Origin of the sequence: Mesorhizobium sp. L-8-3 (assembly GCF_016756615.1) — a bacterium.
Lineage (GTDB): Bacteria > Pseudomonadota > Alphaproteobacteria > Rhizobiales > Rhizobiaceae.
Map to the genome: position 1 here is coordinate 5,321,873 of NZ_AP023262.1, position 22,418 is coordinate 5,344,290.

At 63.4% G+C, this 22,418-nt stretch carries 19 protein-coding genes and 1 tRNA gene; 10 read left to right on the forward strand and 10 right to left on the reverse strand.

Translation table 11 applies throughout. The features are described 5' to 3' along the window. Nucleotides 1-284: 284 nt before the first annotated feature. Complete coding sequence (locus JN302_RS24695; RefSeq protein WP_202329469.1) at nucleotides 285-863, reverse strand: hypothetical protein; 579 nt, start codon at nucleotides 861-863, stop codon at nucleotides 285-287. A gap of 1,806 nt (nucleotides 864-2,669) precedes the next feature. Between JN302_RS24695 and JN302_RS24700 the strand changes: the two genes are divergently transcribed. Then, complete coding sequence (locus JN302_RS24700; RefSeq protein ID WP_244845884.1) at nucleotides 2,670-3,233, forward strand: DUF305 domain-containing protein; 564 nt, start codon at nucleotides 2,670-2,672, stop codon at nucleotides 3,231-3,233. A gap of 138 nt (nucleotides 3,234-3,371) precedes the next feature. On the opposite strand, the gene JN302_RS24705 is transcribed toward JN302_RS24700, so the two are convergent. Together JN302_RS24705 and JN302_RS24710 are read right to left on the reverse strand one after the other, a co-directional pair. Next, the gene (locus JN302_RS24705; protein ID WP_202329470.1) at nucleotides 3,372-3,764 is read right to left on the reverse strand and encodes a hypothetical protein; all 393 of its coding nucleotides are present in this window, start codon (nucleotides 3,762-3,764) and stop codon (nucleotides 3,372-3,374) included. A gap of 111 nt (nucleotides 3,765-3,875) precedes the next feature. After that, nucleotides 3,876-4,142, reverse strand: coding sequence for a hypothetical protein (locus JN302_RS24710; protein WP_202329471.1), 267 nt, complete (start codon nucleotides 4,140-4,142; stop codon nucleotides 3,876-3,878). Between the two features lie 185 nt (nucleotides 4,143-4,327). On the opposite strand from JN302_RS24710, the gene JN302_RS24715 reads away from it, so the two are divergent. The 3 genes from JN302_RS24715 (at nucleotide 4,328) to radC (ending at nucleotide 8,544) form a co-directional block, all read left to right on the forward strand. Further along, nucleotides 4,328-6,715: a bifunctional diguanylate cyclase/phosphodiesterase gene (locus JN302_RS24715; protein ID WP_202329472.1), complete on the forward strand. Its 2,388-nt coding sequence runs from the start codon at nucleotides 4,328-4,330 to the stop codon at nucleotides 6,713-6,715. 120 nt (nucleotides 6,716-6,835) lie between these two features. Next, complete coding sequence (gene map / locus JN302_RS24720; protein ID WP_202306235.1) at nucleotides 6,836-7,663, forward strand: type I methionyl aminopeptidase; 828 nt, start codon at nucleotides 6,836-6,838, stop codon at nucleotides 7,661-7,663. 137 nt (nucleotides 7,664-7,800) lie between these two features. Then, nucleotides 7,801-8,544, forward strand: coding sequence for a RadC family protein (radC, locus tag JN302_RS24725; RefSeq protein WP_202329473.1), 744 nt, complete (start codon nucleotides 7,801-7,803; stop codon nucleotides 8,542-8,544). A 21-nt stretch (nucleotides 8,545-8,565) separates the two neighbouring features. On the opposite strand, the gene JN302_RS24730 is transcribed toward radC, so the two are convergent. Next, nucleotides 8,566-9,759: an N-acetylglucosamine-6-phosphate deacetylase gene (locus JN302_RS24730; RefSeq protein WP_202329474.1), complete on the reverse strand. Its 1,194-nt coding sequence runs from the start codon at nucleotides 9,757-9,759 to the stop codon at nucleotides 8,566-8,568. A gap of 73 nt (nucleotides 9,760-9,832) precedes the next feature. Here JN302_RS24730 and JN302_RS24735 point away from each other — a divergent pair, with 73 nt between their 5' ends. Both JN302_RS24735 and JN302_RS24740 read left to right on the forward strand, forming a co-directional pair. After that, nucleotides 9,833-10,600: a DeoR/GlpR family DNA-binding transcription regulator gene (locus tag JN302_RS24735; protein WP_202329475.1), complete on the forward strand. Its 768-nt coding sequence runs from the start codon at nucleotides 9,833-9,835 to the stop codon at nucleotides 10,598-10,600. 706 nt (nucleotides 10,601-11,306) lie between these two features. Beyond that, entirely contained in the window at nucleotides 11,307-12,812 is a 1,506-nt protein-coding gene (locus tag JN302_RS24740) for an arylsulfatase B (RefSeq protein ID WP_202329476.1), read from the forward strand. A 191-nt stretch (nucleotides 12,813-13,003) separates the two neighbouring features. Here JN302_RS24740 and JN302_RS24745 read toward each other — a convergent pair whose 3' ends face one another. After that, on the reverse strand, nucleotides 13,004-13,834 hold the full coding sequence (locus JN302_RS24745) for a helix-turn-helix domain-containing protein (protein ID WP_202329477.1): 831 nt from the start codon (nucleotides 13,832-13,834) through the stop codon (nucleotides 13,004-13,006). 212 nt (nucleotides 13,835-14,046) lie between these two features. Here JN302_RS24745 and JN302_RS24750 point away from each other — a divergent pair, with 212 nt between their 5' ends. Beyond that, complete coding sequence (locus JN302_RS24750) at nucleotides 14,047-14,469, forward strand: VOC family protein (RefSeq protein WP_202329478.1); 423 nt, start codon at nucleotides 14,047-14,049, stop codon at nucleotides 14,467-14,469. A gap of 159 nt (nucleotides 14,470-14,628) precedes the next feature. On the opposite strand, the gene tig is transcribed toward JN302_RS24750, so the two are convergent. Beyond that, nucleotides 14,629-16,128, reverse strand: a complete 1,500-nt coding sequence (gene tig, locus JN302_RS24755) for a trigger factor (protein ID WP_202334438.1) — start codon at nucleotides 16,126-16,128, stop codon at nucleotides 14,629-14,631. A gap of 345 nt (nucleotides 16,129-16,473) precedes the next feature. Between tig and JN302_RS24760 the strand changes: the two genes are divergently transcribed. Beyond that, nucleotides 16,474-16,558, forward strand: a tRNA-Leu gene (locus JN302_RS24760). Between the two features lie 267 nt (nucleotides 16,559-16,825). On the opposite strand, the gene JN302_RS24765 is transcribed toward JN302_RS24760, so the two are convergent. The 3 genes from JN302_RS24765 to JN302_RS24775 form a co-directional block, all read right to left on the reverse strand. Beyond that, nucleotides 16,826-17,347: a nucleotidyltransferase family protein gene (locus JN302_RS24765; protein ID WP_342215863.1), complete on the reverse strand. Its 522-nt coding sequence runs from the start codon at nucleotides 17,345-17,347 to the stop codon at nucleotides 16,826-16,828. A gap of 348 nt (nucleotides 17,348-17,695) precedes the next feature. Then, nucleotides 17,696-18,280 (reverse strand): GDYXXLXY domain-containing protein, encoded by a 585-nt coding sequence (locus JN302_RS24770; RefSeq protein ID WP_202306253.1) that lies wholly within the window; start codon nucleotides 18,278-18,280, stop codon nucleotides 17,696-17,698. After that, nucleotides 18,277-19,383 (reverse strand): DUF2157 domain-containing protein, encoded by a 1,107-nt coding sequence (locus tag JN302_RS24775; RefSeq protein WP_202329479.1) that lies wholly within the window; start codon nucleotides 19,381-19,383, stop codon nucleotides 18,277-18,279. Before JN302_RS24775 ends, JN302_RS24770 begins: the two co-directional genes overlap by 4 nt. Before the next feature lie 340 nt (nucleotides 19,384-19,723). Between JN302_RS24775 and JN302_RS24780 the strand changes: the two genes are divergently transcribed. Further along, complete coding sequence (locus tag JN302_RS24780; RefSeq protein ID WP_106727353.1) at nucleotides 19,724-19,864, forward strand: DUF1127 domain-containing protein; 141 nt, start codon at nucleotides 19,724-19,726, stop codon at nucleotides 19,862-19,864. Between the two features lie 197 nt (nucleotides 19,865-20,061). Here the strand turns inward: JN302_RS24780 and JN302_RS24785 are convergent, their stop codons facing one another. Beyond that, nucleotides 20,062-20,610: a hypothetical protein gene (locus JN302_RS24785; RefSeq protein WP_202329480.1), complete on the reverse strand. Its 549-nt coding sequence runs from the start codon at nucleotides 20,608-20,610 to the stop codon at nucleotides 20,062-20,064. 376 nt (nucleotides 20,611-20,986) lie between these two features. Here JN302_RS24785 and trmFO point away from each other — a divergent pair, with 376 nt between their 5' ends. Further along, nucleotides 20,987-22,396 (forward strand): methylenetetrahydrofolate--tRNA-(uracil(54)-C(5))-methyltransferase (FADH(2)-oxidizing) TrmFO, encoded by a 1,410-nt coding sequence (gene trmFO / locus JN302_RS24790; protein WP_202329481.1) that lies wholly within the window; start codon nucleotides 20,987-20,989, stop codon nucleotides 22,394-22,396. Nucleotides 22,397-22,418 lie beyond the last annotated feature (22 nt).

Consider the following 22,418-nt stretch of genomic DNA (forward strand, 5'->3'; position numbering starts at 1 on the left):
CAGCCGTGCCAGCCGCGTCGCGTGTGCCAGCCTGGCAGTGGCTGCGTTCGCAGCTCTGACGTCCTCGCAGGCTGCGGAGGCCGAATGCTATCGAGTGGTCAATGTCGATCTCTGGGACGTGCTTTACATCAGAAGCAGGCAGGATCACCGCTCGAAACCGGCCGGGGCCATAGCGCCGGATCACACCGGCATCATCCACGCTACCGGCGCCTGCCGGCCGCAAGGCGCGAGCCGCAAACGCCAATGGTGTCCGGTCGACTACTATCCTTTGCCGACGGTGCGTATCACCGGCTATGTGAAGGCCTATTTCGTCGTAACTGCCGCCTGTCCTCCAGGTCAAATGCCAGTTCCCTGATAGCGGTCGACATCGGCTGCTCGCGTCGACGAGCCCCGGTCAGGACCACCAGATGGCACCAGGCGCACGCGATCAAACCGAGCGACAGGACCAGGACAGGAATTGCGCCGAGTTGGCTACCTTGCAGCAGGTAGCTGCCTGCGGCCAGCGCGGAATCGGAGCTGGCGACCGAAGCGCCGCTGCCGACCACAAGCATGGCGGCCAGAAGAAGCAAGGTGGCATGATTGATCAGGAACGAGACCGGCCTCCACTGTCGCATTCCTGTCGCAAGCGCGATCAACGCCGCCAGGCCGAAGATGGACACAAATTGCAGCACAAGCGAGTGGCCCGTGACCGTATCCAGCCAATTTGCGCTATCGCGGAACAACGCACGCAGTTCAAAGGACGCCGCCCACAAGGGCGGCGCGGATGGGTGGATGCCGAGCAGATATGAGACGACACGCTCGGTCATGAACAGGCCCAGGACGAGGATTGGAAATCCGGCAGCGAGGACTTTGCGGCGAAGCATGATACCCTCCATTATCCAAGAGGATGACGTTCAAAAGTTGTCCGAGGCTTACGCAAGCCGCGGAATTCTTCGACCGTCCTTCCTTTGCGCATATTGCGGCGGTCCCGCCAAAGCGCGTCGCGACTTTTTAGAATTGGCTTACGCTTTAGCGGGCGAGCGGCCTCCCGATATGGGTAGCGCTGATACGGAGCCGCATTTCGCGCAGGCCCCAGCCAGGACGCGTCGCTGTGTAGGCGTCGATGCGACTCGGTCGGCAAGCGCCGATGAGCCGCTCTGAGCGCAGAGCATTATCTCTTGCCAGCGGTAATGCTCCTGAGCACCGCCGAGCGCCTTGATCGTCCTTTCAGAAGGCATCGTGCGCGCCTTGCTGCATGGAGGCGGTTCAGAAGGCTGCACATGGACCGCGCCTCGGATGCCGACAGTTCGGTCAGCGCGATGCCGGAATATGTCGCCGGCTCGGCGAGTGTGCCGTCCCACACCAGCCACGCATCGGTAGGGTCCTGGAAATGCTCGAAGCGATCAACGTCATTCACGCGCAACCTGCCGCCATCTGTTCGAAGGGTTGTACGCGGATAGATTGCGGCGATTAACGAACTCCTACCGTTACGTCACGAGGCATACCCCAAACGCGAACGCCCGCGCCTTCGGGACGCGCTCCAAGCGCAAGGCCCGATCGGACTTGCAGACGGAGAAGCCAATCTCCCGCAGGCTCGATCAGGTCGCTTCCGGAATTGAGAGGTTCGCAACTTCCGGATGGGATATGCGACCATGGCGCCAAAAGATCGCGCAAGAAACTACTGCGGCAAGGACAACCTAATCAGCTCTCAATGCCGATGGTCTTGATAGAATACCGCGGCGGCGTTGATAAAACCGTGGCGGCCGGCGGGTAACTCAGGTGATCAGGTTGGGTTGCCGGCCGCATACAGTGCGACGGAGGTGGCGCGCGTATTGGCAGGCGCCGGGTCGTGCACCCGGCGCCGCCCATCGGCGGGCGGCGGACCGTCCGCCCACCAGGCTTGTGCCGACCTGGGTGCCGGCACTTCTCACGATGCCGCGCCCAGCATGGCCAGCAATTCGCTTCGCGAGAATCTCATCGTATACCGATATTGCGACTGGCGATCGTATAGACCGTCGGCACAGAACGAGAGGCAAACCTCGTCTCCGTCCGACGCAACTTCCTGTCGCCCCACAGGTCCGTTGAAGATCGTGCGCTCGCTTCCCGGCCGTTTCGCCGGGCCTACATGTACTCGCATTTCTGAATCGCCCCGTATGCTGCCACTGTTCAGTTCGCTGACGATAGCGCGTGCGGGAACGCTGGACAGACAGAGCCCCCCGCGGAAACGGCTACCGTCCGCGTCGAGAGCTCAGGCCGGATGAACTGCCTCTCCCCCAAGGCCCACGTACATCTGAGCAGCGGCCATGATTGCCGAACAGAACAAATTGTCAAGCCGGCCGCAGTTGATGAAGATCATGAATTCTTGAAATCGATCTCTTAGATTGATCCGGCCTACGCCCTCCCCGCTTTTTCCATACGAAATGGAAATGTATATTCTCCAAAGCCAGTCGCCGGTGGGCAAAAACCTGACGCGTGGTACCCGACGCAACGACGGCCGCAGCCGTGGGAAGCGCACGTTGATTTAAGAAAAGGGGGACGCGCAAACGCCCCCCCGAACATGCGAACCGAAAAACTCGAAACGGTTCTCGACCACCCCGGCGGATAGCCGTCACCAGTGGGCTGCCGCCCCTCCGTCGAACCAAATCCCGGTCGCCTACGTTCCTGCTTCGATGCCGACATCGAAGAAAGGAATGAAAATGGGTCACCAACAGCACATGATGAGCATGGGCTGGGGTCGGTTCGCAGCGATGATCGCGACCTCTACCCTGATTATGTTCCTACTGATGTATCAACTCGTCTACAGCTACGATCACGCCACGTTCAGCCTGAACCGGCTTATTGCATCGCTGCTCATGGGCTGTGTGATGGCTGTCGTCATGCTGGGCTTCATGTGGTCGATGTACAATGGAATGGGCATCAAGCTCGCCATCTTCGCAGGCGCGACCGTTGCTGCCGTCACCCTGCTCTACGTCAACCGCAGCCAAAGCCTCGTGGATGACACGATCTTCATGCAGTCGATGATTCCGCATCACTCCATCGCCATCAACAATGCCCGGAGAGCCGAAATCAGCGACCCGCGCGTGCGCCAGCTTGCTGACGGGATCATCGCATCCCAGGTGCGGGAGATCGAGGAAATGAGGCTTCTCATCAACGACATCGAGAAGAACGGAGAGCGCGCCAAGCAGCCAATTCCTGCACGTCCCGCGACTGTCACGCCGGACATGATGCCGAAAATCCGCGAGGCGATTGAGTAGCGGCGGAATTCCGCGACGGGTCGTCTCGTGACATTTCGGGCCGGCACCAAGCGTCAAATTCTGGCCACCAGATGCAGCGCGCAACACCAAGAAGGTCTGTGCGATCACGCGGCGTCCAGTTTGATTGCGTTACGGGGCTCAGTTGATCCCCTGGGCCGTCCTGTCGATCATCATCAACGCATCGTTGATGCCGGTTCTCAGGTTGACCAGTTCCTTGCGATTGAGCGTCAGCGGCAACTCGACCCCCTGCAGCGCCAGGATAAGGACGGCCGTGCGGTCCGGCCGCACGCCGACGGTAATGCCGCCGCGAACGTCCTGAAGCATCGGAACCTCGCCGGGGGGGAGCGCGGCCTTCAGTTTTGCGAATTCCGCAGCGAGCCCGGCCACGACCATGGGAATGCAGGACGCGGCGAAAGGCATGCGATAGGTCTTGCCGCTTGCAGATTCGAGCAGCAGCGAAACGGTCTGCGCGTCCACATTTGCGCTCGCCTCCCGCAGCAAGACCAGCCGTGGCCCGCGTGTTGCCGACATGGTTGCCCCTCCTTCATCGCCCAAACGGCCGCCGCGCGAACCGTTCCGCGAGCCGGATCCGTCCCGACATGAAGCAACCAACGCGGCGGTCTTCGCCATCAACAATTGGAGCTATCCGTGTCCCGGGCGGGCGCTGCGCGCCAGATGCGGCGCCACGGCCGCGAAGACGATCAGTCCGCCCGCCATCGTGACGGGGCCGGGGGTCTCTGCGAAGAACAACCATACCCAGGGCGGAGGGAGCGGCGTATCCAGGGAGACGATGAGAGCGGTTTCCACCGCAGGCAGCAGGCGCGCGCCGAGCGTGAACAGCGCCAATCCGGCGGCTGACGCCATGCCGAAGAATGCAAGAAGGGACAACTCCTCCACGGAAACGGTCAACGGTACTCCGGGGGGCCAGGACATGAGTGCACCAAGCAGAGCGGACATGCATGCCGGGATGGACCTTCGCAGGCGCTGGCGCGTCCGGCAGGTACCTTTCTCTCAACCCAGAATTAACGCTTGCGATTCACCGCTTCTTCAACGCCCGGGTGCTAGCCGTGCCGCTCGCCTTTCGGAGGTCCGGCATGCTGACCGTCTACAATTGTATCGTCGATGAGCACGACCTCAGGCTCGTGATCCTGGCCGCGCTCGTTTGTACGCTGGCCTCGATGGCCGCCATGAACCTTCTCCATCAGGTGCTTCGCTCACGAGACCGTCTGCGCGCCTTCTGGCTGGGAGTCTCGGCAGTCTCCATCGGATTCGGGATCTGGGCGACGCATTTCATCGCCATGCTCGCCTTCTCTCCTTCCCTGCCCACCGCCTATGACGGTCTCCTCACCGGTGCCTCGCTGGTCGTGGCGATCGTGCTCACCGGCTTCGGCATGTGGGCTGCGACGGCACAGCGGAAGCTCGACAACCGTCTCGCCGGTGGTGCGTTGATCGGCTGCGGCATCACGGCCATGCACTTCACCGGCATGGCAGCCTTCGAAGTTCCGGGGCATCTCGCCTGGGATCCCGTCCTGGTCGCCGCGGCTCTGGCAGCCGCGGCAGGCTTCGGGGCAGCGGCCGTCTGCGTCGGCCTCGCCCGCAGCGATTGGCGCGCCCGGGTCTGCGGCGCCCTGCTGCTGACCGTCGCCATCTGCAGCCTGCATTTCACGGCCATGGCGGCCGTGTCCATCCTGCCCGACGCATCGGTCGAGATATCCCAGTCGGCCGCCACGCCGTTCTGGCTGGCCGTCGCCGTGGCGATCGCGAGCTTCGTCATCCTCGTCATCACGGCGCTGGCGCTGTGGGTCGACCTGAGAGATCAGCAACGGTCCCGGCTGGAGGTCACCCGCATGCAAGGCCTCGCCGACGCAGCGGTGGAAGGGCTGATCGTCTGCGACGGCCAGGAGGTCGCGACCGCCAATGCCAGCTTCCTCGCTTTGGCAGACGTTTCGGCGAAGGCGATCGCCGGCCGGCCGCTCGCAACCTTCTTTCCCCATCGCGCCGTGCTCGACAGGCTGGAGGCCGGCCTCTCGGAAGTCTTCGAGGCCGAACTCACGCTGCCGGACGGCGGAACCGTGCCGGTCGAACTCATCTCCCGACCGGTCTCGTATGCCGGCCGCCCGCACGTCGCGGTCGCGGTACGTGACATCAGGCAGCGCAAGGCCAACGAGGCCGACATCCACCGGCTCGCGCACCATGACAGCTTGACGGGCCTGCCCAACCGCCGCAGCTTCGCGACGCGGCTCGATGCCGAGCTCGACCGAATGGCGGGCCAGAGCGGAAAATACCTGGCCCTGCTCTGTCTCGACCTCGACCGGTTCAAGGAAGTCAACGACCTTTTCGGGCACGCGGCAGGCGACGCCATGCTGCAGAAGGTAGCGCGATGCGCCTCGCGGGTGCTCGACGACGGCCATATGCTGGCGCGCCTGGGCGGCGACGAGTTTGCAGTGATCGTACCCGGCCTCGCAGCCCCGGCCTCCGCGAGCGTCGTTGCCGAAGCGATCCTGAAGGCATTGAGGGAAGACAGCCAGACCGCCCAGAGCGACGGGCTGGCCTCGACCAGCATCGGCATCGCGATCTATCCCACGGATGCTTCCGAGCCCGAGGTGCTGCTCAGCCACGCCGACACCGCGCTCTACCGGGCCAAGGCCGAGGGCCGCAACACCTATCGTTTCTACGAGCCGAAGATGGGTGTCGAAGCACGCGATCGCAGGCTGATGGAGCATGAGCTCCGGCACGCGATGACGCGCGGCGAGTTCCATCTCGTCTATCAGCCGCAGAAGCTGCTCGACAGCGGCGAGGTGGTCGGCTTCGAGGCGCTGCTGCGTTGGACGCATCCCGAACGCGGCAACGTCTCGCCGGCGCTCTTCGTGCCGATCGCCGAGGAGAACGGCATCATCATCCAGATCGGTCACTGGGTCATGGAGACGGCCTGCCGCGCGGCCGCATCGTGGGAAAAGCCCTTGACGATCGCAGTCAACGTGTCGGCAGTCCAGCTTCATCAGCCGGATTTCGCGCGCAGCGTCGAAACCATCCTCGCAAAGACCGGGCTCGCGGCGCACAGGCTGGAGATCGAGATCACCGAGACGGCTCTCGTACGCGACATGAGCCGGGCACTCGCCTCGCTGCGTCAGCTCAAGGAATTGGGCGTCAAGGTGGCGATGGATGATTTCGGCACGGGCTATTCGTCGCTTTCCAACTTGCGCGCCTTCCCCTTCGACAAGATCAAGATCGACGGCTCCTTCATCCGCTCGGTCGATACCAACGAGCAGGCAGCAACGATCGTGCGTGCCGTGCTCGGCCTCGGCAAGGGGCTCGGGCTGCCGGTACTGGCCGAGGGTGTGGAGACCGCGAGCGAACTGCGCTTCCTGGCCGCGGAGGCCTGCACCATCGGCCAAGGCTACTATCTCGGCCGCCCCGCGGCGCTCGAAACCTTCGCGGAGGCCGAACCCCACGCGGCCGACGACGCCTCCCGAGCGGCATAGGCCGGCGGGCCTATCCTTCCGCCTTCGTTCGGCTGCGCCGCCCTTGAACCTTGGACGATTGAGTGTCACATGGGGGGCGGCGGCGGCAAACGGTCGCGTCGGTCAAGCGCGGAATCACCCATGGTCACCTATCTCGATGCCGACACGGCTCCACTTCGTAACACCGGCCAGATCAGGCTCTATGGCGAAGAGGCCTTCGCCGGCATGCGAGCAGCCTGCAACCTGACGGCGCGCTGCCTGGACGAACTTGCCGGAATGGTGAAACCCGGCGTTCCCACCGAGGCGATCGACCGGTTCGTGTTCGAGTTCGGCATGGACCACGGCGCGCTTCCGGCGACGCTCAACTATCGCGGCTACACCAAGTCCTCGTGCACCTCGATCAATCATGTCGTGTGCCATGGAATCCCCGATGCCAAGCCGTTGCGCGAGGGCGACATCGTCAATATCGACGTGACCTACATCCTCGACGGATGGCATGGCGATTCCAGCAGGATGTATCCGGTCGGCACCATCAAGCGCGCGGCCGAACGCCTGCTCGAAGTCACGCATGAATGCCTGATGCGCGGCGTCGCGGCCGTGCGGCCGGGCGCCCGGACCGGTGCAATCGGTGCGGCGATCCAGACCTATGCGGAAAACGAACGGTGTTCGGTGGTGCGCGACTTCTGCGGCCACGGCGTCGGCCGGCTGTTCCACGACGCGCCCAACATCCTGCACTACGGCACCCCGAGCGAAGGCGTCGAGATGCGGCCGGGCATGATCTTCACGATCGAACCGATGATCAATCTCGGCCGCCCTCATGTGAAGGTGCTGTCCGACGGCTGGACGGCGGTCACGCGCGACCGTTCGCTCTCCGCGCAGTACGAGCATACGGTCGGCGTCACCGAGACGGGATGCGAGATCTTCACGCTGTCGCCGGCGGGGCTCGATCGTCCCGGTCTGCCTGCGTAGAGCAACCAGACGCCCTCGGCCCGACGGGCCGGCTGCGGGGAGGCCTGCGTTTTCCCGCAAATCGCGTGGCGCGCGATGGCGAAACCTGCATATACTTTCTGCCCGGCCAGATGGGCGGTGACAGCGGGCGGCATTCGATGACAGACGAGCGAGAGGGCGAAGGCCGTTTTCCGGTCGGGCCGTTACCGGCCAGGGACAAGGCCGCCGACAAGCCACACTACCACGGCCACCGCGATCGTCTGCGGGAGCGGTTTGCGTCCGGCGGGGCGGAGACGCTGGCCGACTATGAACTGCTCGAGCTGTTGCTGTTCCGTTCGATCCCACGCGCCGACACGAAGCCCATAGCCAAATCCCTGCTCGCGCGCTTCGGCTCCGTGGCCGAGGTGCTCGGCGCGCCCATCCACCTTCTGAGAGAGATCGATGGCGTGGGACCGTCGGCCGCGCTCGACCTCAAGCTGGTCGCAGCAGCGGCTCGACGCATGACCCATGGCGAGATCAAGGGGCGGCAGATCCTGTCGTCCTGGAGCCAGGTCATCGCCTATTGCCGAACGACCATGGCCTTCGAGACGCGGGAGCAGTTCCGGGTGCTCTTCCTCGACAAGAAGAACGCGCTGATCGCCGACGAGGTGCAGCAGACCGGCACGGTCGACCACACGCCGGTCTATCCGCGCGAGGTGGTGCGGCGCGCGCTCGAACTCTCGGCGACAGCCGTGCTTCTGGTGCACAACCATCCCTCGGGCGACCCGACGCCATCGCGTGCCGACATCGAAATGACCAAGACCATCATCGACTCGGCGAAGCCGCTGGGCATCGCCGTGCATGACCACATCATCATCGGCAAGAGCGGCCATATCAGCATGAAGGGCCTGCAACTGGTCTGAGCGGCGACCAGTCGCCGGTCCTCACGCCGCATATGCGGCTTCCGCGCCGATATAGACCCGTCTGACGTCCAATTCCGGGCCGAGCACGACGATGTCGGCCAGCTTGCCCGGCGCGATACTGCCGACCTCGTCCGCTATTCCCGCGAGCGTTGCCGGCGTGAGGCTCGCCATCCTGACGACATTGTGGAGGTCGCGGCCGAGCGCCCCGGCCATCGTCCTCACCATCCAGTCCATGCCGCGCATCGAGCTGGCGAGGCTGCCGTCGGCTCCCCTGACCGCATTGCCGTCGCTGAACACCCAGGTCCCATCCTCTGATGGACCGAAACGGTACTTGCCGGGCGGGGCGTCCATGGCGCGGTTGGAATCGGTGACGAGGCAAGTCCGCTCGAAGCCGATCACCTCATAGGCGAAACGCAAGAGGTCGTCGGAGAGGTGGACGCCGTCGGCGATGACTTCGGTGCTCATGCCCTTGTTGGCAAGCACATACTGCTCCATGCCGGCTTGCATGGGAAAGCCGAAGCGGCCGCGCAAAGACGAGACCGAGCTCATGGCGCACCAGAAATGATCGACATGGCGCATGCCATGGGCGAAGGCGGCCTCCAGTTCGCTCCAGCGGGCATTGGAATGGCCGCAGGTGATGAAGCAGCCCTGCTCCCTGGCATGGTCGAAGAAGTCGAGCGCGCCGGGAAGCTCGGATGCGCAGGTCGCGATCCTAATTATCTCCTTGCGCAGGAAGTACTCGTATTCTTCCCGGACCGGATTCCGCCTGCCCTCGCGGGCATGCACGCCAACCTTGTCCTCGGCGAAATAGGGTCCGTAGAAATGGATGCCCGCGATCCGCGCCCCGTCCGAAACGCTCCAGCCGTCGCGCACCTCCTCGCAGGAACGCACCATCGCGTCGAGCTGCCCGAAGGAACCGGTGGTGGTTGTCGGAAACAAGGACGTCGTGCCGTGCCTGGCATGGGCGCGATTGGCCATGCGCACCGCCCCTGCCGTGCCGTCCATGTAGTCGGCACCTGCCGCGCCATGGACATGGATGTCGACGAATCCGGGAGAAACATAGCTCCCGCTGCAGTCGACGAGGTCTTCCGACACATGCCGCGGGGCGAACAGCTCGACCGCGACGATGCGGCCGTTCTCGCAGCGGACAACGGCATCGTCCACGATGCCCTCCGGAAGGATCACTTTGCCCCGGATGAGTAGCTTCTTGTCCATGCGCCTTGACCATGCACGATAATTCGGGTTTCATTCTGCATCCTTTTACCGAAATACGCAAGAACGTGCACAAATGACGAACGAAGCGACACCTGACGAGAGACGGGAATTCGTGCTCGCGACCCTGAGCGAAAGAGGCCGGCTGAGCACGACAGAACTTTCCGAGCGCTTCGGCGTGTCGGAGGACACGGCGCGGCGCGACTTCCGCGAAATGGCGGCCGACGGCTTGATCAAGCGCGTGCACGGCGCGGCATTGCCGATCTCCCCGGCTGCGCTGCCTTTTTCCGGCCGCTACAGAATCGCATCAGACCTCAAGGCGCGGCTGGCGAAAGCCGGGGCGCGCCTCGTGCTGCCGAACCAAGTCGTCGTAATGGACGGCGGCACGTCGAACCTGGAGGTGGCGCGTCACCTCCCCCGCGACCTGCCGGCGACGATCGTGACCAACAGCCCGCCGATCGCAACCGCGACATCGGAGCATCCGATGCTCGAGGTCATCCTGCTCGGCGGCGTTTTCGACAAGCGCAGCCAGATGACGCTCGGCGCCCGTGTCCTCGATGCGCTGCGCGACGTCAACGCGGATCTGTGCTTCATCGGCGTCCATGGGCTCCACGCCGAGTTCGGCCTGACGACGTCGGGGTACGACGAAGCCACGATCAAGCAGGCGATGATGAAAAGTGCCGCCGAAGTGGCTGCTGTCGCCACCCCGGACAAGTTCGGGTCCGCCGCCGCGCACAAATTCGGCGATCTCGCCCTCGTCGACGTACTCGTCACCGAAGATTCCGCGCGCGCTCGGGAGTGGGTCACGGCAGCCTCGATTCCGAGCCGCATCGTCTATTGCTAGCGGCCAACCGTTCTTCAGGCCCTGGCGCTTCGTCAGCGATGATCCCGGAGCGTGTCGCGTGAATTGACGTGACACGCTGCAGGCCCTGATACACGCATGGCTCTTTCACGAGATTTCCCGAAACCACCGCACGCTTTCGGGATGCATAGTTGGCGATCCGGTGGGCGCCGGTCCTGTAGAAAACAGGAATTTTGCAGGACGAGGCAGCAGGCTGCCGGATCGGCCAGAGCGTGATCGATTTTCGCAAGGCACGGTGCATGGACTCAAAAAGGACATAGCATTGGTTTGGTCGTGTCCCGCCGAGTGGTACGCGTAGCGCTACATCTGAAAGTTGCGCGGCGACAGCTTTGCCGATCTATCCGAAAATCCAGAAACCTGAGAGCTCACGTACTCGCCTTTTGCGCAAATCGGATAGACAATGCCAAGAGGCTGATCCCTGGTTGGTTCCGCTGGGAGGCGATGTAGAACAAGTATATGAGGAAAGATTACCGGCCCTCACCATCATTTTCAGACGCCGCTCGCAACATGCCCGCCTGCGGAGGCAGGGGCGCATATGCCGGGTAGCAGAGTGGCATTTTTGATGCTCGCCAGCCCGGAATTTCCACATTGGGTATCGGTACAGCCATAGGTTGACGGGTAATGATCATCAACGAACTGTTCTTGCGCGAAATGCCGGATAAACCGCTGAGCAACGGAGACAGAACCAATGGACAAGAACGCTGATGACAAGGCCGGTCATATCGGTCCAAAAGGGTTTACGCGCCGGGCAGTGCTCACCACTGGCGGTTCGCTGGCGGCGCAGATCGCTGGCAGGGTTGGCGTGCGCGGAATGGTCGCCGCGCTTGCTTCCGGAACGGCTGCGTTGGCACAGTCGGCCAAGCCGAACATTGTTTTTATCCTGGCCGACGATTTGGGCTGGAAGGATGTCGGATTTCACGGCTCTGACATAAAGACGCCAAACATCGACGAACTGGCGGAGAAAGGCGCCCGGCTTGAGCAATACTACGCCCAGCCCATGTGCACGCCCACCCGGGCGGCGTTGATGACGGGCCGCTACCCGTTCCGCTACGGCATGCAGACCGCCGTCATTCCCCAAGGGGGTACCTACGGCCTGGCGCTCGACGACTACCTCTTGCCGGAAATGCTGAAGGAGGTAGGCTATGTCACCGCCGCGAGCGGCAAGTGGCACCTCGGTCACGCCAAGGCGGCGTTCTGGCCACGCCAGCGCGGATTCGATTCATTCTATGGCGCACTGCTTGGCGAGATCGATCACTTCACGCATAAGTCGGCAAACGGTAATGCGGATTGGTACCGGAACAACGACGCCATGGAGGAGGAAGGATTCGACAACGTCCTCTTCGCCAGCGAAGCCGTGCGAGTGATCAACGAGCACGATCAGTCGAAGCCTTTGTTCCTGTATCTGGCCTTCACGTCGCCGCATACGCCTTTCCAGGCGCCGAAGGAATATCTTGAACGCAACAGCCACATTGCCGACGAGAGCCGGCGAAACTATGCAGCGATGATCTCGGTGATGGACGATGGCATCGGCAGAGTCGTCGAAGCTCTCGAAATGCGCGGCATGCGCGAGAATACGCTCATTGTCTTTCACAGCGACAACGGCGGCGTGGTCAATGCTTTCTTTGCGGGGGAAAGCGATGTCGAGGGCAAGCTTCCGGCCGACAACGGTCCTTACCGGGAGGGAAAGGGGACGACCTATGAAGGAGGTACGCGCGTCGTTGGCCTGGTCAACTGGCCGGGAAAGATCGAGCCTGGCACTGCCGGCGGAATGATGCATGTCGTTGACATGTACCCGACCGTGGCGGGTCTGGCCGGCGCTGAGCTCGGCAAGAACAAGCCGCTGGACGGGATGGACATGTGGCCGATGCTTGGCGAAGGAAAGCCATCGCCACGCACCGAGATCGTCTACAACATCGAACCGATGACGGCCGCCGTGCGCCAGGGCGATTGGAAGCTTGTGTGGAAGACGACGTTGCCGCCGAAAGTCGAACTCTTCGATCTTTCGAAGGATATGTCCGAGACCACGAACCTTGCCGATCAGAACCCCGAAATGGTGCAGAAACTGCAGGCGCGGGTCATCGAGCTCGCCTCACAGATGTCTCCTCCTCTCATCCTGCAGGACGCCGTGCGAATGCTCTTGCACTCGGACACCGTATTGCCCGACGCTGCCGAAATGTTCAATGTCGGGGATTGAGTGATTTGGCGGTTCACTCTGAGGACGAGCGGCCTGGCGGGGCCGTTCGTTCCCTGGTGGCCATGCCGTCGGCGGCCAGATCAAAAGAACGCCGCGATCGTGAACCGGGCGGACGCAACCCTGCCGACAGTGAAACTCTGCGTCAGAAATTCAGCAGTCCGGGAGGCGAAGTCAATCGAAAGATCGTTCGGTCAGCAAGAATTGATTGCGGATGGACGGTGACAGGCGTCGGCGCGCAAGGCGCGCCGGAGTTCCAGCGGGGTGCTGCCGGTGAGGCGCCGGCTCTCGCGCACCAGATGCGCCTGGTCCGAATAGCCGGCCTCCGCGGCCAGCATTGCCGTCGATACGCCCTCGGTGCCTGCCAGGCGCAGAAAGCGCTGATGGCGCAGAATGCGATCGAGCGTCTTCGGGCCGTAGCCGAAACTCTCGTCGAACCGGCGGCGCAGCGTTCTTTCACTCATGCCGAGGGCGCGGCCGAGCCAGGGAACGAGCGGGATGCCGGATGGAGGCCCTTCGGCGACCAGTGTGTAGGCCGCGCGCATCGCAGCATCGGCGGCAGCGCACTCCGGTCCGAACCGGGCAAGGACAGCTTCAATCGCGCCGACAATCCCTTCAGCCTCCAGGTGATCGCGAACGGCAGCCGCCATATTCCGAGCCTTCATTCCCCAGATGTCCTCCAGCGCCACCCGCCGGTCGCGAAATTCTTCCGCGGAAGCCCCGAGCCACGCCGTGGCCACGGCAGGCCGGAACCGGAAGCCGACGACCGTCGCGCCGGCCGCCACGATCTCCTGCTGGACAAAACTGTCGGGGCCCGCGATCCGGAATTTCCCGTCGAGCCATTGCAGGTCGATCGTGGCATCGGGAACGATGACCACCTGCCGCACCGGCGCCAGCGGCATCCGGTGGGTCCAGACACAGGCAAAGCTGTCGCGCAGCGACCGCGGGGCCGGACGCTCAAGGTATTCACCCGTGACCTGTGCGAGCGGCCCGGCGTCTTGTCCCTTTCCCGTATGCTCAAACATCGGAATTTTCCCGAGGCCGTTGCCGCTGCGGGCTCGGTGCTCTGGCAAGCCACACACAGGATACCGCGGGGGGCCGAGACGAGCCCATTCGAAAACGCGTGCCGTGGCCGATTTGTTCAAGGAACCACGGCCGAAAGTTGCAAGATGGGTCAGAGCGCGGCAGGGGCACATGCCCCTTTCCATCGCGACGAACAGCCGAGAAGGAAACGATCATGAGACCAAGGATCACCGTCATCACCATAGGGGTCGACGATCTCGAGACATCCGTCCGGTTCTACCGCGACGGCCTCGGCCTTGCCACGGAAGGCATTATCGGTACCGAATTCGAGCATGGCGCGGTCGCGTTCTTCGACCTCCAGCATGGGCTGAGGCTCGCGCTCTTTGGTCGCGAGGACATCGCCCGCGACGCCGGTATCGCGGCGACCGCGCGCAGCGCGACGGAGTTCACCCTCGGTCACAACGTGGCCAGCGAGCAGGACGTCGACGCCGTGATGCGCCAGGCGATCGATGCCGGAGCGCGTCTGGTCAAGCCGGCGCAGAAGACGTTCTGGGGCGGTTACGCCGGCTATTTCCAGGACCCGGACGATCATCTTTGGGAAGTCGTCTTCAATCCGGCACTGATCCCGGACGATTGAGAAGTGAGCGCAAGAGCCGCGTTCCGCGGGACGGCCACGGAAACGCAGCAACTCGCGGCTGCGGCAACTTCGCTTGTGACCGCAAAAGCCATGGCCTGAATCATCGAAAAAGGCCGCCCTCGCGGACGGCCTTCTCCGTTGCGTTGTCGCTGGCCCGCCTTACTCGGCCGCGTCATCCTTCGCGGCGGCCTTCTTCTTCGGGGCCGCCTTCTTCTTCGGCTCTGCCGCTTCCGTTGCCTCGGCGCCTTCGGCCTTCTCGGCCTTGTCCGCCTTCTTGGAGGCGGCCTTCTTGGCCGGCTTCTTCTTGGTCTCGGTCTCGTCCTCGTCGTCGGCCAGCAGTTCTTCCTTGCTCACCTTCTGATCCGTGACCGAGATCTGCGTGAGCAGGTGATCGACCACCTTCTCTTCGAACAGAGGGGCGCGCAGATTGGTGAGCGCCGCGGGGTTGCTGCGATAGAACTCGAAGATGCCCTGCTGCTGGTCGGCCGGATAGCGGCGCACGAATTCGAACAGCGCGCGCTGCATCTCCTCGTCGGTGATCTGGACACCCGCCTTCTCGCCGATCTCAGCGAGGACCAGGCCAAGGCGGACACGACGTTCGGCAAGGCGGCGATACTCGTCGCGCGCCTCGTCTTCAGTCGTCTCCTCGTCCTCGAAGCTGCGGCCGGCACCCTTGAGGTCGCTGGTCACCTGGTTCCAGATGTTGTTGAACTCGGCCTCGACAAGCTTGGACGGAGCCTCGAACTTGTAGCTCTCATCGAGTTGGTCAAGCAGTTCGCGCTTCACCTTCTGGCGGGTCAGCGTACCGAACTGGCTCTCGATCTGACCCTTCACGATCTCGCGCAGGCGGTCGATCGACTCCAGGCCGAGATTCTGGGCGGTCTCGTCATTGACCTCCAGTTCGCCCGGCTTGGCCACTTCCTTGACGGTGACGTCGAAGGTGGCTTCCTTGCCGGCGAGATGCGCCGCCGTGTAGTCCTCCGGGAAAGTGACCGTGACGGTCTTCTCGTCGCCGGCCTTCACGCCGACAAGCTGCTCCTCGAAGCCTGGGATGAACTGCTTGGAGCCCAGAACCAGGAACTGGTCGGAACCGGCGCCGCCGTCGAAGGCGACACCGTCGAGCTTGCCGAGGAAATCGATCGTCAGCCTGTCGCCCTCGGCGGCCTTGCCTTCCTTGGGCTCATAGGAGCGCGCCGATTCGGCGATCTTCTTCACCTGCTCCTCGATTTCTTCCGAGGGCACGTCGTAGACCTGGCGGGTGACTTTGATGCCGCTATAGTCCTTGATCTCGATTGCCGGGATGACCTCATAGGCCAGCTCGAACTCGAAATCGGCGTTGCCAGCCAGGATCTTCTCAGCTTCCTTCTCGTCCTCGGTCATCTTGACCTCGGGCTGCATGGCCGCCTTCTCGCCGCGGTCAGAGAGGATGTCGCGGGCAGAATTGCTGAGGATCTCGTTCACGACCTCGGCCATGAAGGACTTGCCGTACATCTTGCGCAGATGCTGGACGGGCACCTTGCCAGGACGGAAACCGTTGATGCGGACCTTGTCCTTGGCGTCGGAAAGCCGCTTCATCAGCTTGGCTTCCATGTCGCTGGCCGGTACAACGACTTTGATTTCGCGCTTCAGACCGGAATTGAGCGTTTCGGTTACCTGCATCATTCAACCTTTGTGTTCACGAATACCCTGGAAGGGGCCTCGCCTGTGGTGAGCCTGCCGGATTTTCGTGCCGGGAGTGCCGTTGTGTGAGGGATTTCGGAAGCGCCTCCCGCTGCCGCAGCGGATTACGCCTTCTTCATGAAACTCGTCGCCGGAAGACGGTAAGTGCCTGTTTTTCCTTTTACTTACCAGATTCTGGTCGAGCGGAACGCCGGTCCCGTCACATTTGCCACGCCTTTTGTCACACACGGGCCGGATTTTCAACTATCTTCACGCCTGCCGCGACATCGCTTTCGGCCCGGAGATTGACAGAATGATGACCGCGTGGGATTTGGCGGTCGCGTTGCGGATGTGGCGGAATTGGTAGACGCCCCGGATTTAGGTTCCGGTGCCGAAAGGCGTGGGGGTTCGAGTCCCTTCATCCGCACCATTTTCTTGATCTCACGCCAGTTCGCTTCGCTCACGGCTCCGATGGGGCGGCCTGGCCGGCCGACGGGCGGTCGCCCTTGCGAACCCTTCGGGTTCGACCCCTCTGCCAAAGGCGCACCATTTCTTGATCTCACGCCAGTTCGCTTCGCTCACGGCTCCGATGGGGCGGCCTGGCCGGCCGACGGGCGGTCGCCCTTGCGAACCCTCCGGGTTCGCCCCTGGATAGTCTCCCTGTAGACGACAAAGTGCGACCTGAGCGGAAGTTCGCTCACGACACTGCCCGCGGACGACCAGGCGACGATAGCGAGTCAATTGTCAGCCAAGGCCGTCGCCTTAGGAAGTCTTCTGCCTTTTTGCGGAAGAGGTCAGGCCGCGCGTTCTTGGGATTGATTTCCAAGACACCGTTCCACGCCGCCTGCACTCCGTTCGGCGCGTAGAGTTCGCCTGTACTGACATCGATTCCCACGCAGGTACCGGAAATGAGGAAATGATCGATGCCATCCTTCGAGGACCGCAACTGCGGATAGCTGCCACCAAACCGCTTTTCGTACCACAGATGGACCCGAGCTTGGTTCTTGACTTCAATCGAGACTTGGAGATCGCTGAGAAGCGCTTTGGCCTGCTGAATCACTTCATCCTCGGCGTCCCACGACAGATCGCTGTTGTCGAAGTAGAAGATGTCGTAGTCCTTGATGTCGGCCTGTGCCGGGCGGCTGGATCGCAGGTTCCAAACAGTCTGGAAAAGACAACCCGCCGTCAGGAAGCATTGCGGCAACCCGAGACATCGCAAACGCTACATGATCACGACGTTCGCGGGATTTTGCATCGTCGCATCAACGAAACTCTCGTCCGAGATCGGCATAGCTTTGGCTCGCTCCTGCATATTTAAGACGATATCCGCGTGTCGCTCGCCTGGGACCTTCCGGAAGGAGCCGCTCGAGTGATCGCAAAGCAGGCTGGCTGCAGGGCCTGGCCGAGCGTACCCGTCAAGGAAGGCGGCCATGCGCCACTTCTTCGCACTGGTCCACAAGGAAGCGGAAAGCGCCTACGGCTTTCAGCTTCCCGATCTCCCCAACGTTTTCCGCCGCCGACGAGCAAAATCGAAGCATGACCTACTCCGATTGATGCTTCGTCGTCTTCAGTACAACGGCTCCTCGAAAAGCGTCTTGTCGCCGTCCATCAGGGCCTTGATCTGGGCCGTGCCATCCCGGCCGATCGCCACGCGCATCGCGAAGGGCCGCTCACGCATGTCGTTCTCGATCGCCCGCCCCTCGCCTTCGGGAAGATAGAACCGGTCGATGCCGTAGTCGGGATCGACGAACGCGGCCTGATCCAGGGACCAGCCGGCCGCAACATCGCCCCTGATATCGGCATCGCCCGGCCCGGGCGGCGTCGCGGGCGGCGCACCGAAACTGGCCGAGGCCGCCTCCCAGAAACCGTCCGTCCCCTTCTTCAGCCGCACGAAGAGCGGCCCGGCTTCGGTCGTGGAGGCACCGGGCGGAATGTTGGTTATGATCGCCGCCGGGATGCGGTCGATGTCGTAGCGCAGGGAGACGTAGTCGCCGCGCAAGAGATCGCGCGGGTCGACCGGCTGGATCCTGAGAAGCACTTCCGTCCCGGCCCGCAGCAGGCCGGCGCGGCTGGTGATGATCCAGCCCAGGAAGCCGATCTGCAGGAGCGACAGAACGATCGCCGAAATGAGCAGTCTCTTCGCCGTCATCACACGGCAACTCCCTGCGGGGCGGCGTTCATGCGTCTTTCGACGCGGATAATGACGAGGGCGAGCAGCGCCAGGATGACGCCTGCAGCCAGGAGGAAGCCCGCAGTGCCCAGCATCGTGCCGAGCATGGCTGCGTAGACGAAGCAGAGTTCCAGGGCAAAGCCGAGATAGGCGATCCAGCGCAGGCCCCGGCTCTCCCGGCCCCCGAGCACCAGCGCGGCGACCGCACCCGCGAAGGTCACGGCAGCCGCCAGGACCAACGGCCCAAGATCATCGGCGATCTCGGCCTGCAGCATAGCCATGCCGACGAGGAAGCCGATCAGGCCATGCACCGGCAGGCGGCCGTCGATGCGGGCCACGCTTTCGGTCGAAACGGGCAGCCACACGGCCAGCGCGAAAAGCACGGCCGAGACGGCAGCCAGGGCAGCCGTTACCGGCACCATATCCTGCCGGACGGCGAGCAGCGCCACATAGCCGATAAGCGACAACAGGATCAGATGCCGCGCCGCCCTGCTCCGGGTCCAATAGGAGATCAGCCAGAGCGCGGCGGCAATGGCCAGGAACAGGTGCGGAATGGGGCTGTCGCGCCAGATCTCGAAACCGGTCAGGAACAGCCAGGCGGCTGCGAGCCCCGCGGCAGCGACGGTCAGTGGCCCCGATCGAAGCGCCGCAGCAGCCAATCCTGTGCCCAGGCACCAGGTGAGCACGGCCTGCGCTTCGTCGCCAGCGAGGTGGTACATCTGGCCGATGAGCGCAATCGAGCCGCCGAAGGCCGCGGCGCCGACGAGCCAGAGCGCCTCGCCGAACGCCTCGTGCTGCCGCAGCTTCAGAAACGCGCCGCCGACATAACCCGCCAGGATCAGCGCGAACAGCAGCCCGACACGCACCAGCCGCGGGATCCCTTCCCAGTTCGCGGCCACGACCAGCAGGATCGCCGCTCCGAACAGGATGGCCGCAAGGATCGCCAGGATCGATCCGAAGCTGAGGGAGCGCCGTTCGTTCGCCTCCACGTCGCGGGAGAGCGCATCCGCGGTCGCAACACCGATCAGGCCCTGCTCGACCCAGCGCGCTATGTCCTTCTTCACCCGAGCCGAATAGGTCGCCATTGCGAGCTCTTCCGTCGTCGACCTCCGGGGGCTGGATCACCCCGGGAAGCTTGCGTCCAATGCAATGCCGAAGCACCGTCGGCACCCGATCGGGATGACCGAGACTCCGCGATCGCGACACTGCGGCCGACTCGCACCTTAGCACGCAAGTGGTTGACGCCACGACACTTTCGATTCGCAGATAACCTCATGCGACAATTGCGTAAGTTTCGTGATGTTGCATTGCACAATCTGCATTGCTGCCATGCAGCAACAGCACTTCAAAAGGCCAACGGCCGGGCCTATCTACGCCTCGTACACAGAGACGAACGTACGAAGCAAAGACGAAACGAGCACTACGATGAACCTGATCCGCAACTACCGTAACTGGCGCCGCTACCGGGAAACCGTTTCCGAGCTGAGCCGCCTGTCGAACCGCGAACTCACCGACCTCGGCATCAGCCGCAGCGACATCCCCTTCGTCGCGCGCAAGTCGATCTGACAGCGAGATTTCGTCAGGACCTTCCTCCTCCCAGGTCCTGGCGGATACGGCCAGCTTTCACCTCCTCCCGATTGCTGGCCGAACAAAACGACACCCGCCGGACCTCCTCCCCCGGCGGGTGTTGTGCATTCAGGGGTACTATAGCGCCCGCGCCGATACCGGCTGCTCCAGGCAAGCCAATCCCGAAAATCCGATCGTCAGTCCAGCGCGCCGCTCGACAGCACGCCGCGCGGCAGCCACTGGCTGAGCGGGATGATGTCAGGCGCGCCGCCCATGGGGGCATACCACGAATCGACCGCCCATTTGCCGCCGCCCTTCTCGGTGATGACAGCCGTGGAATGCGGGTAGCGGCCGTCGAAGAAGAAACCGCGCGACACGTTCTTCTCGACGGTGTGGTATTTCAAGAGGCCGCGCTTGGCGAGGTAAAGCAACAACGAACGCGTGTTGGTCGATTCGTCGATGCAGTCCATCTGCCCCTTCTGCCCGGATTTGCCGAAACTCGATTTCGGCTGATCGCGAACGCCGATCGTCTGGCCCACCCTATCCTCGAAATACTGATCGGCTTTCGAGATCGCCGCACGCTCCGCCTCGGGCGCAGAGGCGCCCGCCGCCATGATCTCGGCGAAACGGCCGGCGTCGGCCGCGCCGAGGTCGACACGGGTCTTGTGGTAGCAGTCGAAGCCGTGGCACGCATAGATCCGCGCCGTATCGACCTTTTTCAACTCACCCTCGTAGCGACTGGTCACGGAGGTGCATCCGGCAAGGCAGAACAGAACCAGTGGTGCAACAAGGGCAGGAAAACGGCTCCTCATGAACCGATGAGTAATCGGCGGATCGAGTCGCCGCAACGCGCGGTGACGGCAACAACTCGAATTGCCTGGGCACGCGGCAGAAATGCAACAGCCTGTGCGCCATGGCCGGCCCCATTGCCCGAGGAGGCAGCTTCCGCCGCTGGCGGATCGGCCTCATGGAAGCATGCGAGAAAATATCGACGGCACTGACGCGAACGTTCCCCGTGTGCTTGCCGCCGGGAAGCCCGGCGCTCGGCGATTGGAGCCGCCGGACAGGCATCGACGTCCGGTTTCCTTGCATTTGGCCGTTGCGAGGACTATTCCGGCGGCCATGACGATGAAACCCATCCATGTGATCGGCGGCGGGCTCGCCGGTTCGGAAGCGGCCTGGCAGGCGGCCGAGGCGGGCGTGCCCGTCATCCTGCACGAGATGCGCCCCATGCGCGGCACGGAGGCGCATAAGACCGACGGGCTCGCCGAACTGGTCTGTTCGAATTCCTTCCGCTCCGACGATGCCGAGACAAATGCCGTCGGCCTGCTGCATGCCGAGTTGCGGCTTGCCGGCTCGCTGATCATGCGTTCCGGCGACGCCCATCAGGTGCCGGCCGGCAGCGCGCTCGCGGTCGACCGCGACGGTTTTTCCGCTGATGTGACCGAACGCATCGAGGCCCATCCGCTGATCACGATCGAACGCGGCGAAGTGGCCGGCCTGCCGCCCGAGGACTGGGACCTCGCGATCATCGCCACCGGCCCCCTCACCGCGCCTTCGCTCGCCGAGGCGATCCGCAGCGCCACCGGCGCCGACGCGCTCGCCTTCTTCGATGCGATCGCGCCGATCATCCATTTCGACACGATCGACATGGACACCTGCTGGTTCCAGTCGCGCTACGACAAGGTCGGCCCGGGCGGAACGGGCAAGGACTATATCAACTGCCCGATGGACAAGGACCGGTACGAGGCTTTCGTGCAGGCTCTGCTCGATGGCCAGAAGACCGAGTTCAAGGAATGGGAAGGCACGCCCTATTTCGACGGCTGCCTGCCGATCGAGGTGATGGCCGAGCGGGGGCCAGAGACGCTGCGCCACGGGCCGATGAAGCCGATGGGCCTGACCAACGCCCATGATCCATCGGTGAAGCCCTACGCGGTCGTGCAACTCCGCCAGGACAATGCGCTCGGCACGCTCTACAACATGGTCGGCTTCCAGACGAAGCTGCGCCATGGCGAGCAGACGCGCATCTTCCGTATGATTCCAGGACTGGAGAATGCCGAATTCGCCAGGCTCGGCGGCCTGCACCGCAACACCTACATCAACTCGCCCACGCTGCTTGACGGCACGCTGCAGCTCAAGCGGCGTGCGGGCCTGCGCTTCGCCGGGCAGATCACGGGCTGCGAGGGCTATGTCGAGAGCGCTGCGATCGGGCTGCTGGCCGGCCGGTTCGCGGCAGCCGATCGTCTTGGCCGACCACTCGCGCCTCCGCCCGCGACGACCGCTTTCGGGGCGCTGCTCAACCACATCACCGGCGGTCACATCGTTTCCGACGACGAGCCCGGCAAGCGCTCGTTCCAGCCCATGAACGTGAATTTCGGGCTGTTTCCGCCGGCCGCCACGCCGAAGCCCGAGGGCAAGCGCCTGCGCGGCAAGGAAAAGACGCTGGCCAAGAAAAAGGCGATCACGGCGCGTGCGATTTCCGATTGCCGCGCGTGGCTCGGGCTGGACACGACGGCCGAAGCGGCCGAATAGTCCGAAGACGCCACTGTCGGGA